9 protein-coding genes and 2 pseudogenes are annotated in these 13,725 nt (G+C 72.6%); 6 read left to right on the forward strand and 5 right to left on the reverse strand.

Annotated elements, in window-relative coordinates:
- From ABZT03_RS40320 to ABZT03_RS40330, 3 genes and pseudogenes are all read right to left on the reverse strand, one after another.
- Nucleotides 1-115, reverse strand: a pseudogene (locus tag ABZT03_RS40320) (MerR family transcriptional regulator); the annotation flags it as partial.
- 684 nt (nucleotides 116-799) lie between these two features.
- Nucleotides 800-2,563 carry a thiamine pyrophosphate-dependent enzyme gene (locus ABZT03_RS40325; RefSeq protein WP_356048673.1) on the reverse strand — a complete coding sequence of 588 codons (1,764 nt, stop codon included), beginning with the start codon at nucleotides 2,561-2,563 and terminating at the stop codon, nucleotides 800-802.
- Between the two features lie 15 nt (nucleotides 2,564-2,578).
- Nucleotides 2,579-4,162, reverse strand: a complete 1,584-nt coding sequence (locus ABZT03_RS40330) for an FMN-binding glutamate synthase family protein (protein ID WP_356048674.1) — start codon at nucleotides 4,160-4,162, stop codon at nucleotides 2,579-2,581.
- Nucleotides 4,163-4,498: 336 nt separating this feature from the next.
- Here ABZT03_RS40330 and ABZT03_RS40335 point away from each other — a divergent pair, with 336 nt between their 5' ends.
- Complete coding sequence (locus tag ABZT03_RS40335) at nucleotides 4,499-7,396, forward strand: hypothetical protein (RefSeq protein WP_356048675.1); 2,898 nt, start codon at nucleotides 4,499-4,501, stop codon at nucleotides 7,394-7,396.
- A 48-nt stretch (nucleotides 7,397-7,444) separates the two neighbouring features.
- Here ABZT03_RS40335 and ABZT03_RS40340 read toward each other — a convergent pair whose 3' ends face one another.
- Nucleotides 7,445-7,681, reverse strand: a complete 237-nt coding sequence (locus ABZT03_RS40340) for a hypothetical protein (RefSeq protein ID WP_356048676.1) — start codon at nucleotides 7,679-7,681, stop codon at nucleotides 7,445-7,447.
- Nucleotides 7,682-8,089: 408 nt separating this feature from the next.
- On the opposite strand from ABZT03_RS40340, the gene ABZT03_RS40345 reads away from it, so the two are divergent.
- Nucleotides 8,090-8,611, forward strand: a complete 522-nt coding sequence (locus ABZT03_RS40345) for an AAA family ATPase (protein WP_356048677.1) — start codon at nucleotides 8,090-8,092, stop codon at nucleotides 8,609-8,611.
- Nucleotides 8,612-8,751: 140 nt separating this feature from the next.
- Here the strand turns inward: ABZT03_RS40345 and ABZT03_RS40350 are convergent, their stop codons facing one another.
- Nucleotides 8,752-9,744 (reverse strand): L,D-transpeptidase, encoded by a 993-nt coding sequence (locus ABZT03_RS40350; protein ID WP_356048678.1) that lies wholly within the window; start codon nucleotides 9,742-9,744, stop codon nucleotides 8,752-8,754.
- 408 nt (nucleotides 9,745-10,152) lie between these two features.
- On the opposite strand from ABZT03_RS40350, the pseudogene ABZT03_RS40355 reads away from it, so the two are divergent.
- From ABZT03_RS40355 to ABZT03_RS40370, 4 genes and pseudogenes are all read left to right on the forward strand, one after another.
- A pseudogene (locus ABZT03_RS40355) lies at nucleotides 10,153-10,367 on the forward strand (heavy metal translocating P-type ATPase); the annotation flags it as partial.
- Nucleotides 10,368-10,401: 34 nt separating this feature from the next.
- Complete coding sequence (locus ABZT03_RS40360; RefSeq protein WP_356048679.1) at nucleotides 10,402-10,833, forward strand: (2Fe-2S) ferredoxin domain-containing protein; 432 nt, start codon at nucleotides 10,402-10,404, stop codon at nucleotides 10,831-10,833.
- Between the two features lie 210 nt (nucleotides 10,834-11,043).
- On the forward strand, nucleotides 11,044-12,213 hold the full coding sequence (locus ABZT03_RS40365; RefSeq protein ID WP_356048681.1) for an SDR family NAD(P)-dependent oxidoreductase: 1,170 nt from the start codon (nucleotides 11,044-11,046) through the stop codon (nucleotides 12,211-12,213).
- Nucleotides 12,214-12,424: 211 nt separating this feature from the next.
- The gene (locus ABZT03_RS40370) at nucleotides 12,425-13,465 is read left to right on the forward strand and encodes a terpene cyclase (RefSeq protein WP_356048682.1); all 1,041 of its coding nucleotides are present in this window, start codon (nucleotides 12,425-12,427) and stop codon (nucleotides 13,463-13,465) included.
- Nucleotides 13,466-13,725 lie beyond the last annotated feature (260 nt).

Consider the following 13,725-nt stretch of genomic DNA (forward strand, 5'->3'; position numbering starts at 1 on the left):
CGCCGACGGCGCGCAGGAAGCCCTGGGTGGTGCCGAGCATCTCGGCGGCCCGGCCCATGGTGTAGGCGGGGTAGTCGTCGTCGTCGAGACGGCCGTAGGAGTCGTCTGCTGTCATCGCACCTCTTCGTGGAACGCGTCGAGGGGCCCTGGTGCCGTACCGGCACCAGGGCCCCGAAGGAACTGTTACACCATCTGCCGGCCCTCGTGCTGCGCCGGCCCTCTGTTTCCGCGGACCCGGCCTCAATGCCGCCGGGGGTGCGGGGATCGCGTATGCGTGACCGGAGACCACCTCACTGTCGATGTCCTGCGGTACCCGGACCAGTCGCTGCCGGCCGGGCGATCCTGATGGCGCTCCACTCCTCCGTTCTTCCCTCTGAATCCAACACTTGCCGAACACGTACTGCCGATGCCTCCCGGTGCGCGCGTCCGCAGCCAGACGCCTTCACCGGGGAACCGCCGACACTGCGCTGCTGGTAAAGCGGTCCTGCTGGTGGCGGCCCCTGATCACTGCGGGCCACCCGGTCCGGTCGTCAGTCCCGTCGCCGTCCTGCACCTGCTCTGGCTTCGAAACTCCACCACCGCACCGCCATGCACACTGCAACTGCGTACTGCTGCCCGGCAGTTCGTTTCTGCCGGGCCCTTCTCGATCTCGGCTACGAGAGAAACAATAACCGCACGATCAGCCAATGTCTACTCCGGCCAGGACAGATTTTCGCGTGCCTGGCAGCGAGGTAGTCACCACCCAGCGTGACAGGGCGGGGTGCACGGTGATCCGTCGCCGGCCGCGTGTCAGTGCCCGTCAGTGCCCGCTGCTGTCCCCGTGGCTGCGCACGACCTCCTTCACCTTGGCCACCGCGAAGCCCCAGCCCTGCTGGACCGTCGGTTTGGCCGGGACGGCGATCTCGTCCGGGTTGGTGAGGACGTCGAGCAGGACCGGGCCGGGGGTGTCGAAAGCGCGGCGTACGGATTCCTCCAGGTCGGCGGGGTCGGTGACCCGGATGCCGGTGATGCCCATGGCCGTGGCGACGGCGGCGAAGTCGGGGTTGTCCAGGACGGTGCCGAACTCGGGCAGTCCGGCCTGTTCCTGTTCCAGCTTGACCATGCCCAGGCGGCGGTTGTCGAAGACGACGAGCTTGACGGGCAGGCGGCTGGTCCTCAGCGTCATGAGGTCGCCGAGGAGCATGCTCAGCCCGCCGTCGCCGCAGAAGGCCACGACCTGGCGCTCGCGGTCCAGGCACTGGGCGCCGAGCGCCTGGGGCATGGCGTTGGCCATCGAGCCGAGGTTGTAGGAGCCGATCAGCCGCCGGTCGCCGCGCATCTCGACGAACCGTGAGAGCCATACCGTGGCCATGCCCGTGTCGGAGGTGAAGACGGCGTCGTCGTCGGCGATCCGGTCGACCGCGGCGGCCAGTGCCTCCGGGCGGATGTCGTGGGTGCGGTTGTCCAGTGCGGAGCGGACGCGTCCCACCAGGTTGGTGTCGTGCCGCGGGTCGGCGAGCCGCGCCTGGCCCGCGCGCCACTGTGTGAAGTGCTTGCGCGCGCTCTCCAGGTGCGAGCGGTCGCGCGCGCCCTCGCTCCCGGCGGGCGCGGCGCTCAGGTGGCCGAGCAGGTCGCGGACGGTGGCGCCGGTGTCGCCGACGAGTCCCAGCTCGACGGGCACCCGGCGCCCGATGTGGGCGGCCTCGGTGTCGACCTGGATGACCGTGCGGTCGTGCGGATACCAGTCGCGGTAGGGGAAGTCGGTGCCCAGCAGCAGGAGGGTGTCCGCGTCCTGCAGGGCGGCCGCGGCGGCGGGGTTGCCGATCAGCCCGGTCTGCCCCACCTGGAAGGCGTTGGCCTCGCCCTCGAAGCCCTCCTTCGCCTTCAGGGTGAGCACCATCGGCGCGGCCAGCCGGTCGGCCAGGGCCAGGACGTCCTCACGCGCGGCCCGGGCGCCCCGCCCCACCAGCAGGGTGACGCGCTCGGCGCGGTCGAGGAGCTCGGCGGCACGGCGTACGGCGGCCTCGTCCGGCCTGGTCAGCGGGGCGTTGAGGGAGAAGCGGGCGGGCCGGTCGGTGGTCAGTTCCTGCTCGCCGAGGTCTCCCGGCACGGTGAGGACGGCGACGCCCTTGCGGCCCAGCGCGGTGCGCACGGCCGTCTCCAGCAGCTGCGGCAGCTGGTCGGGGGAGGTGATCGTGGCCCGGAAGACGGCCACGTCGCTGAACAGGGCGTCGTTGTCGACCTCCTGGAAGTAGTCGCTGCCGATCTCCGCGAGGGGCACCTGACCGGCGATCGCCAGGACCGGGGTGTGGCTCTTGGCCGCGTCGTAGAGGCCGTTGAGCAGGTGCACGGAGCCGGGACCGACGGTGCCCATGCAGACGCCGAGGGTGTCGGTGAGCTGTGACTGGGCGCTCGCGGCGAACGCCGCCGCCTCCTCGTGCCGGCAGCCGATCCACTCCAGGTCCTCGGTGGTGCGGATGGCGTCGGTCAGCGGGTTGAGCGCGTCGCCGACGACGCCGAAGACCTGGCGTACGCCAAGCTCGCTCAGCGCGTCCACGATGACGCGGGCCACGGTGGGTGCCACAGGGGATCCTCCAGATCACACGGTGAAGCGGTCGGGGTCGGCGGCGTGCCAGTCGGCCGCCCAGGACTGGGGCGGTTCGGCGAGCAGCCGGCCGGGCTCCAGCCATTCGTAGAGCTGCTCGTAGGAGCGTTCGGTGTAGGGATCGATGCGCCGGTGGAGCATGTGCGGGCGCAGCTGCGCGGGGTCGGTGACGCCCATGGACGCCATGAGCTGCAGGGCGCTGGCCACGGTCGCCTTCTGCAGGCGCTCGACGCGCAGGGTCTTGTCGCCGACGTCGAGGGCGCGGGCCCGTCGGGGGTCCTGGGTGGTGACGCCGGTCGGGCAGGTGTTGGTGTGGCAGCGCTGGGCCTGGATGCAGCCGACGGCGAACATCATCGCGCGGGCGGCGTTGCCGTAGTCGGCGCCTTGGACGAGCCGTTTCACCAGGTCGGTGCCGGTGGCGATCTTGCCGCTGGCGCCGATCCGGATCCGGTCGCGCAGGCCGGCGCCGACCAGGGCGTTGTGCACGGTCAGCAGGCCCTCGGTGAGCGGGGTGCCGACGTGGTCGGCGAACTCCAGGGGCGCCGCGCCGGTGCCGCCCTCGGCGCCGTCCACGATGATGAAGTCCGGGCTCGTGCCCTCCTCCAGCATGGCCTTGCACACGGCGAGGAACTGGCTGCGCGAGCCGGGGCAGAGTTTGAAGCCGGTCGGTTTGCCGCCGGACAGCTCCCGCATCCTGGCGAGGAAGCGCACGAGTTCGCGCGGGGTGGAGAAGGCGCGATGGTACGGCGGTGAGATCACCGTCTGCCCGGCGGGCACGTCGCGGACCCGGGCGATCTCGGCGTTGACCTTGGCTCCGGGCAGCACTCCGCCGATGCCGGGCTTGGCGCCCTGGGAGAGTTTCAGCGACACGCACTTCACGTGGTCGTGGGCGGCCTTGTCCGCGAACTCGCCGGCGTCGAAGTCGCCGTCCTGGGTCCGGCAGCCGAAGTAGCCGGTGCCGACCTCCCAGACGAGGTCGCCGCCCGGCCGCAGGTGGTACTCCGACAGGCCGCCCTCCCCGGTGTCGTGGGCGAACCCCCCTGCGGCCGCGCCCCCGTTCAGGGCGAGGATCGCGTTGGCCGACAGGGAGCCGAAGCTCATCGCCGACACGTTCAGCAGCGCCATGTCGTAGGGGCGGCTGCAGTCGGGGCCGCCGATCCGCACCCGCGGCGGCGTCTCGGGCACCGCGCGGGGCGCCATGGAGGGGATCAGGAACTCGTAGCCGGGCTGGTAGACGTCCTGCTCGGTGCCGTACGGCTGCTCGGCGTCGGTGCCCTTGGCCCGTTCGTAGACGATGCTGCGCACGTCCCGGTCGAAGGGGCGGCCGTCGAAGTTGCGCTCCACGAAGTACTGCTGCAGTTCGGGGCGGATCCGCTCCAGCAGGTACCGGGCGTGGCCGAGGACGGGGTAGTTGCGCAGCACGGTGTGCCGGCGCTGCAGCAGATCCCAGGTGCCCAGCGCTCCCAGCAGGACGAGCGGGACGGCGGCGAGCAGCCACCACGGCGAGACCCATGCCGCGGCGGCGGCCGCCGCGAGTCCGGCGGCCAGTGTCAGGGCGACCAATACGATGCGTGTCACATTGCGCTCGTAACCCGAGCCTCGCCCTCCATGCCCGCCGCCGACGTCAAGAGACCGTCAAGGACCTGCGAGGACGTGCGGACGGGAGGGGCCGCGACGGCTGCGTTCGCGGCGCCCGGAGAGGGCGGCTGCCGTGGGGGCGTCTCAGAGGGTCGTCCTGTCGGAGTCCCGGTGTCGCGCGAGGGGAGGGAAACGACGCGGGGGCGACCGCGATACGGCCGCACGGCGGCCACATCGTTTCATTCGCCGACGAATAGCGACAAAAACTCCGTACCGCCCTCGTGTCGCCCCGGCGCGCGGAACACTCCCCGCACAGAGGTGACTTGGAGGTACCGCGTGCTGCACCCATCCCCCGGAGACGAGCAACAGCTCGTCCTGCCCGCCGGCTTCGACAAGGTCGTCCAGGTCATCGACGAGTACGTCGCCGAGCGGCAGACCGGCCGCCCGCGCCTGCCGCAGTCGCGCGGGCACCGGCTGCCGGCCCTGCTGCTCGCCCGCGAGCCGGACGGCGACCCGGCACCGGGCACGGCCGCCGCCGAGCCGGACCCGGGGCTCACCACCCTCGTGCTGGCGTACCGGCAACGCCTGGTGTCCTCCGAGAACGAGCCGGACCGGTATCTGGCCAGCCTCGCTCCGCACGCGGTCGTCGACGACGCGCGGCCGGTGCGCACCGGCCCGCAGGAGGACGCCGCCGCCCCGCAGGTACAGCTGCTGGAGGACGTGGCGTTCCAGCTGCGCGCCTCCATGCCGGAGAAGGCCGGGCCCCTGCGGCTGCCCGAGTTCGACACCTGTCTCGCGGTCCTGCGGGCCGTCCTGCCGCCCGGCGCGGAAGAGGAACGCCAGGCCCTGCAGAGCATGCTCTGCGACCGGATCGCCCGGCGGTACCAGCCCTCCCCCGGCACGGCGCAGCTCGGCGACGCCGTCGGCGGACGGTGGGGAGCGCTGGTCAGGCTGCTGACCGTGGTACCGGCCGGCTGGCTGTGGCGCAAGTGGTACGGCGTGCGGGTCGACCGGCATCACCCGTGGGTGGGCCGCATGCTGAACCAGGCCGGCCGCAGCTTCCTCAACGCGGCATCGGCCCTGCGCGCGGCACACCGGCACACGCTCGCCACGGACGGGGCCGAGCCCCGGCACCCGGAGGCGGCGGCCCTCGCGGTCCGCGACGAGGCGGTGGTCCGCCAGGTCCTGCTGACCGCGCTGATCCGGGACCTGGTCAGGGCGGGCCGGCCCCGGGTGTGGAGCCGGCGCCGCCCGCGCCGCCGCTGGGCGTTCGTCGTACTTCTGCCGACCGTGGGCGGCGAGGGCTCGGCCTGCCGCAAGTTCCTGGACACCTACGCCGCCGTCGCCCGCGACACCGGCACCAGCCCCCTGCTGGTGCTGGGCGCCGCCACGGCCGAGCTCCCCTCCTACGCCGCCGGACCCCCGCGCCCCGCCGTTCCACCGCAGGGCGGCGTCGCCGGCACCCGCCGCGCCGAACAGGCGCTGACCGCGCTGTTCACGGCGGCCGCGGCGGGTCGGGCCACCGAGGCCGTGCACGTGCTGGCGCTGCCACGGACCGACGACGACGGTACGGCGAAGGACTGGCTGGCCGTCCACCGCGCCGTGACCCCCCGCCGACCCAGCCGCCTGGACTGGGCGAGGCCGACGGCCGCCGTCACCGCCGCGGCCCTGCTGTGCGCCGGCGGCTTCTTCCTGTCCCGGGCGGTGGTGGGGCACCTCTCCGACACGCACTCCCCCCCGACCGGCACGGCCGCCTCCGCCTCCTGCCGGCAGGTGCCGAGCGGGGAGGTGGTCGGTCTCACCGACGGCACCGACGGCTGCGACCTCGCGCACGGCCTGTACGCGCCGGACCTGAGGAAGCTGGAGCGGACCCTCGGCCGCCAGAACGCCCGGGTGGACACCAGCGGGCCGTACCGCAGCCTCGTGTTCTTCGCGCCGCTGAGCGTCGGCTCGGAGTCCAAGCGCACCGTGCCCACCGGCTTCCAGATGCTGCGCGGCGCACTGCTGGCCCAGAAGCAGGTCAACGACAGTCACCTGAAGTCGCAGGTGCCCGTGCGGCTGATCATCGCCAACGCCGGCGAGTACTTCCGCTACGGCTCCCGCGGCGCGGCCGACACAAGCACCGGCTCCGGCACCGGGGCGGGGGCCGGGAAGAGCCACTCCGCCGTGGACGTCGCGCAGACCATCATCGACCGGGCGGAGCGCGACCACATCGCGGCCGTCATCGGCCTCACCCAGAGCCGCCCGGAGTCGCAGCGGGCCGCGATCGAGCTGGGGGCGCGCGGCATCACCGTGCTGGGCACAGGCGTCTCCGGGCAGCGCATGGTCGAGGGCGCCTCCCCCGTGTCGTACTTCCAGCTCTCCCCGCCCGACTCACGCATCGCCGAGGTGGTGGCCGCCTTCGCCCGCCACTCGCCCCGGCTCCACACGCTGGCCCGGCCGGCCCCCGGCGCCACCGGGCCGGCCGCCGTCGTCGTCTTCGACCCGCAGGACGAGTACTTCAGCGCCGACCTCGCCCACCGGTTCGAATCCGCCTACCGCGCGGACGGACTGGTGCGCCTGGTCCCCTACGGCGAGGTGGACGACGGCCGCCGCACCCGCGCCGTCGCCGACACGGTCTGCACCCTGGTCCAGCGCACCAACGGATTCGTCCTCTACACGGGCCGCTCCAGCGTCATGGAGGACCTGTTCCTCTACATGCAGCACAACCGGGCCTGCCGCGCGCACGGAGGCAGGGTCGCGGTGGTGGCGGAGAGCCCCGCGCCGGACCTGATCCTGCATCCGAGGCTGATGCCGCAGAAGTACGGCGCGCTGACCCTCTTCTACAACCAGTTCAGCCTGCCGACCCCAGGCGGCCCGTTCGCCGGGAGCTTCCACGACGCCTTCGGGCTGTCCGCCGAGGCCGACTCCGCGGTCGGCTACGACGCCGTCAACATCCTCTCCGAGGCCATGGACGCCATCTTCACCACCGACCGCTCCTTCTCCCCCAGCGCGCTCGTCACCTACCTGCAGGATCCCGGCGTCCGCGAGTACGTCGGGGAGTCCGGGGTCATCACCCTGGACGGCAGCCACAACTACCCCCGGAACAAGGAGATCCACATCCGCGAGATCACCCCTCAGGGCGCCAAGGTCACGGACCTGACCTGCGGAGTCCTCGCCGACGGAGCGCGGTCGGTCACCACCTGGGGCCCCTATGGCAGCTACGTCTGCCCGGTGGACGACGACGCCTCCTGACAGCGCCCGGCCCGGGGTACTCCCCCGGGCCGGGCCGGTGTCCCGCTCTCAGGCGGCCCGCGCGGCCTTCCCGGCGCGGACCAGCTCCCGCAGCTCCGCCCGCGCCGCCGGCACCGACGGGGCCGTCTCCCAGTAGGGATGCCACCACAGGCGTACGGACAGACGCAGCAGGCGGCGGCGCAGGGCCGTGGTCTCACGGCGGTGGGGCGAGGCGAGCGCTTCGTACGTGGCGTTCCAGGCGTACTGGGTCCGCACCAGGTCGTCGGGGAAGTCGATGGCGTCCATACCGGTATTAGATCGCTTGTTCGATTTCTTTGTCATGTCGGACACGCGGACGCCCCGCCGTGACGCGCTGCGACAGCCGGCCGGTCCCCGCCACGCGACCTGGTGTGGGCTGGGCACTGGGGCTGGGCGTTTCGAGGCGGGGGGAGCGGGGAGGCGGGGTGGCGCCTGATCCGATTCCCCCGTCGCCGCCGTCCGTGGCGGCGCCAGTGCCGTGACCGGAAAGGTTTGCCGGGAAGCTCGCGGCGTCCGGTGCGGTGCATCGCAAGGCGGAGCATCGCCCGCGTACTGGACGTACTCGGGTGACGCGACAACGCGGCGTGGGGGTACCCCCGGCCGAAGGCTGGGGGAGCCGTGCCGGGCGTCGCGAGCCGGTGAACCTCTCCGGTCACGGCGCTAGCGTGAGGGCGCATGATCGTATGGCTGAACGGCACCCACGGCGCGGGCAAGACGACCACCAGTGCGCTGGTGCAGCAACTGATCCCGGATTCGCGGGTGTTCGACGCCGAGAAGGTGGGCGAGACACTCATGGACATCTCGCCGGGGCTGCCGGAGACGGACGACTTCCAGCACTGGCCGCCGTGGCGGCCACTCGTCGTGGAGACCGCCCGCCGCGTCCTCGACTACACCGGCGGCACCCTGGTGATGCCCATGACCGTCCTGGTCGAGCGGTACTGGCGCGAGATCAGCGCGGGCCTCGCCCATCATGGCGTCCCCGTACGGCACTTCGTGCTGCACGCCGACCAGGACACCCTCCGCCGGCGCATCGAGGGGGACACCGTGATGGGCTCCTCCTCGTTCCGCCTCGCCCGTCTGGAGCCGTACGCCGAGGCGGCCCGGACATGGCTGCACGGCGAGGCCGAGGTCGTCGACACCACGCATCTCACCCCCGCTCAGGCCGCGCGGCGGATCGCCGAGGCCGTCAGGGCGTGAGGCCCGCCATGCCGGCCGGCCCGGGCTCTCGCAGCTCTCAGGGGCCGGTGAAGAGGTTCACCGGCCCCTGAGAGCCTGCCGGGGCTGCGCCGCGAGCGGGCGGGGCCGACGGGGCCGACCGGTGTCGTCGCCCCGGGGTGTCACAGGGTGGCGGTCGTCTGCTCCCCCGACGCGCTGCCGGCCAGCCACTGGTCCCACGCGAGGTTGAAGTCGGCGTAGCCGTTGTCGGCGGGCGCCTTGGCGCGGGAGGAGCCGGTGATGGTGACCGGGTCGCCCTGCTTGACCTGCCCGTAGAACCACTTGGCGTCCGACATGGACAGGTGGACGCAGCCGTGGGAGCCGCGCGCACTGCCGCTGCCCGGGTTGGGGTCGCCGGTCGAGTAGTGCACGTAGGTGCCGGACTGGGTCAGGTGGACGTCCCAGGGCAGGGTCAGGTCGTAGTAGTTGGCGCTGCCCTTGTCGCAGCTGATGCCGACGCTGCAGGAGGTCATGTGGACCTTCTCCTGCTTGTCGATGACGGCCATGGTGCCGTTCCACGTCGGGTACTCGGGGCTGCCGGCGTTGATCGACAGGGTGCGGACCGGGCTGCCGTCGCGGGTCACCTTCATGGTGTGGCCGGTGACCGAGACGTCCGCGCGCACGTCGTCACCGATCTTGAAGGTGTGCGTGTAGCCGTGGACGCCGTAGCGCCCGTTGCCGTTGCTGACGCCCTTCATGTCCGCGTCGATCTTCACGGTGGTGTGGGCGGGCCAGTACGTCTTGGGCCGCCAGTCGGCGCGCTTGTCGCCCATCCAGTGCCAGGCGCCGGCCACCGGCTGCGAGGCGCTCACCTTCAGGTGCTTCTCGACCGCGGCCCGCGCCTTCTCCGCCACCGGGTCGGTGAAGATCACCGAGACGGGCATGGCCACGCCGACCGTGGTGCCCGTCTGCGGGGTGATCGTCTCCAGCAGCATCGGCGGACCCGCGGGCTTCGTCGGCTTGGGCGAGGCACTCGCGGCGGCCTTCCCCGATGCCTTCGCGTCGCTCCCGTTCCCGCTCGCCTTGTCACTGCCGCCCCCGCCGCAGGCACTCACGCCCACCAGCGTCGCGACCGTGACGAGTGCGATTCCTATGCCGCCACTGTGTCGCCCCACGACCTACCCCGCTCTCTCGCTCCCCGACCCCTACGGGCCCGACTCCCTGTCAGACAGTGCCGACACGGGTCGCAGTTGCGTGCGGCGCGTAGATCTTTAGTGATTCGTCTCACTCGATCTTCGATACGGCCGCTGCGCGCTGCAATAGGCCCCTCACCCGTGTAGGCGCGACGAAACCCTTCCCGCGGTCCCGAGCCGCAGGGCGAAGCCGCGTCGATGGCCCGCGGTGCCGGCGACCAGGGTCCTCGATGACCGGCCGGCCGCCCGTGGCAGAGCGGTGCGGTGACCGCGCGGGCGTCGGTCCCCATGGGCGGTGACGGGCTCGGCCGCGGGGACGCCGGACGCGGATGTGCTGACGATGGTCACCGCTCCGAAGGGCGGGCCGTGAACGACCCGACGTCGTCATCCGTCCGTGACGGACTCGCCGCCCTCCCCACCCCCTCATGGCCCTCTCCCGCAGGGCGCGCCGCCTCGTCGTGCAGAATCTGGTCGTCGCCGCAGGCTGCATCACCGCACTGGTGGCCTGGGGCCTCGTGGCCGCTCTCCCGCTGCCCCTCGGCGTGGCCGGCCACGAAGCCTCCACCGCCATGGTGGGCCTCAACGGCCTGCGCCCGTTACGTGACATGCCTGGACCAACGCCCTCGGAAAGGACACCGCGTGAGCAAGCGCTCCCGGCGCAGCCGCACCCCCGTCCCCACAGCGGCGGGCGGTGCGAGCAGTGCCCGCTGCACCGTCACCGTCTGCCGGGGGTGCTGCTGCGGCACAGCCGCCAAGGTTCCCCACCTCGACCACGACGGCCAGCTCACCGACCTGCGCACCGCTCTGGCCGGCGTCGCGATGGTCCGGCGCACCGACTGCCTCGACGCGTGCGAGCGCGCCAACGTCGTCGTCATCCAGCCCTCGGCCGAGGGACGCGTCGCCGGCGGACGGCCCGTCTGGCTCGGCCAGGTCAACGACCCCGGCGCCGCTGCCGACATCACCACCTGGGTCGGCGACGGCGGCCCCGGACTGGTCGATCCGCCCGACGTCCTCAGCCTCTACACCTTCCAGCCCTCACGCCGCGTCCGCGCCGAACTCCACGACGACTAGCACCCGCTGCCCCTCCCCAAGTGGCGCTCGGCGCGCAAATTCCCCGCGCCGTGGGACCCCGCAGCGCAACGGCGCGTGCCGGAGCGGTCGGTGGCACGGGTGGCGTGTGCGGATGCGTCGGGTCGAGTCCTGCGCTCCCTGTCCGGACGGGCGCCTGCCGGGGCAGGGTGTGCCGGTGACGGCGCGTCTTCCGGGAGGGGTGGTGGCGGGGTGGACGAGGTCCGTTTCGACGATCGCGTGGTGGTGGTCACGGGCGGCGGCCGCGGACTGGGCCGGGAGTACGCCCTGTTCCTCGCGGCGCGGGGCGCGAAGGTGGTCGTCAACGACCTGGGTACGGGGATCGACGGGCGTGGCGCGTCGACGTCGCCCGCGCACGAGGTGGCCGAGGAGATACGGCTGCGGGGCGGGCAGGCGGTGGCGGACGTCCACGACGTGACGACCACGCTCGGCGCCCGGGCTGTCGCGGGAGCTGCGGTGGAACGCTGGGGGCGCTTGGACGTCCTGGTCAACAACGCGGGAATCTCCGTGATGCGCCCGCTGGAGGACCTCTCCGACGAGGAGTGCCGGCGCGTGCTGGACACCCATGTGGGCGGCACCCTGAACATGCTGCGGGCGGTATGGCCGCACATGGTCGCGTCCGGGTACGGGCGGATCGTCAACACGTGTTCCGACGCCCTCTTCGGCGACACCGGACTCAGCGCGTACGCCGCCGGCAAGGGCGGAGTGCTCGGTCTGACCACGTCACCGGCCGCCGAGGGGGCGCCGTACGGCATCAAGGTCAACGCGGTCGTACCGATCGCCGCCACCCGCATGTCCCTCGAGGCGCTCCAGGGTGACGCGCCGATGACGGCGCTGCTCACCGACCTGTTCCCCGCCCGGCTCGTCGCGTCCGTGGTGGCGCTCCTGGCCCACGAGTCCGTGCCCTTCTCCGGGGAACTGCTGCACGCGGCGGGCCGCCGCGTCGGGCGGATCTTCCTGGGCGCCACCGAGGGAGTGCTGTGGAAGGAGGACCCCACGCCCGAGTCGATCCGCGACCACCTGCCCGCCGTCCGCGGCACGGAGGGGTTCCGCACACCGGGGAGCGTCAGCGCGTCCATGGCCTTCTCCCTCGAACGGCTGGGCGTCGGGGGCGGCCCGGAGCCACTCGCGCTGGACCTCACGACTCCGGCGCCAGCTCCGGCTCCGAGCACGGGTTCGGCTCCGGCGCCGGCTCCCAACACGGGTTCGGCTCCGGCACCGGCTCCCAACACGGGTTCGGCTCCGGCACCGGCTCCGAGCACGACCTCGACTCCAGCTCCGAGCACGGCTTCGGCTCCGACCACAACACCGGCTCCGGGAGCGTCCGGTCCTGCGGCCCTGCCGGTCTCCGAGACGGGGTGACCGGCAGGGCCCGAGGTCAGCCTGTACGGAGGATCTCGCGCGACGGCATCCAAGGCCGTGGCGTCGGTGTCGTCCGTCAACGCCTCCGGTCGTCACGACTCGCCCGCAGAATCGTTTCCGCTCCGTAATCCGGTCGGTCGGGGAAGCCGCGCCACGGTGGAGGGCGCCTCTCCCGGACCGGCTCGGGCGCCACCTACACCGGGAGGATGCCGTGCCGCAGGACGTCGACTTCGACCTTCCCGCCGCCACGGGGGTCGGCCCCGGGCTCGACGAGGCCCGTCGGCACAACCTTGCATGGGTGCGCCGGTTCGGCCTGGTCACGGACGACCGCTCGGCCGCCTGGTACGCCTCCTGGGACATGCCCCGGCTGGCCGCCCTCGGCTTCCCGCACGCCCAGGGGCCCGCCCTGGCACTGTGCGCGGACGCGATGGGTTTCTTCTTCGTCTTCGACGACCAGTTCGACGGCCCGCTCGGCAGGGACCCCGCCCGGACCGCCCGCGTGTGCCGGCGGCTGATCGACGTCGCCCACGGCGCCACCCCGCCGGCCGGCGCCGACCCGTGCACGGCGGCGTTCGCCGACATCCGGGTTCGCGGCACCCGGGGTGCCCACCCAGCCTGGACCGCCCGTACCGCACACGAGTGGGAGTACTACTTCGCCGCACACGCCCACGAGGCGATAGGCCGCGTCCGCGGCACCCCCGCCGACCTGGAGACCTACCTGCACGTACGGCGCGGCATCGCCGCCACCGACCTGCCCCTGTCCCTCGGTGAACGCGCCGCCGGCATCACCGTCCCGGCGGCGGCCTTCCACTCACCTCAGCTGCGCATCATGCGGCAGGCGGCCATCGACGTCACCCTGATGTGCAACGACGTGTACTCCGTGGAGAAGGAGGAGGCGCGCGGCGACGTGGACAACCTCGTTCTCGTCCTGGAACACGCGCGTCACCTCACCCGCGCCGAGGCCGTCACGGCCGTGCGCCACCGCGTGAACCGGTGCGTACGGCGGTTCCGCGAACTCACCGCGCAGACGCCCGCCGTCTGCGCCCAGCTGCGACTGTGCCCGCAGGAGCAGGCGGCCGTGGACACCTACATGGAGATCATGGCCGCGTGGATGAGCGGCTACCACGCCTGGCAGACCGAGACGCTGCGGTACCGCACCGCCCAGGAGGTCGTCCCGCCGTCCGGCCCCGGCTACCTCGAACAGATCCTGCACCCCGGGCCCAGCGACACGCCTCGCCGGACCACTCCCTGAGCCACCCGGGTGGAGGACCGGGAGCAACGGCTCAGCCATCCTCCCGCCTGCGCCTCGCATCCGGTTGGCGGCCGGCGGGCGGGAACGGGCCCTCCATCGGCTGGGAAGTCACCGGGAACGGTCGCCAAAAGCGGACCGGGTGCCCGGAAGACTCGTGAAGAAACAAGGGAAATCGGCTGCGTGTTCTGTGATCGGCCGGGCATCAGGAGCCTCGGAGGTTGATAACTATGGTTCCCCTGCTTCTCGTTCTGCTCCTGGCC

The sequence above is a fragment of the Streptomyces sp. NPDC005574 genome, from assembly GCF_040605435.1.
Lineage (GTDB): Bacteria > Actinomycetota > Actinomycetes > Streptomycetales > Streptomycetaceae > Streptomyces.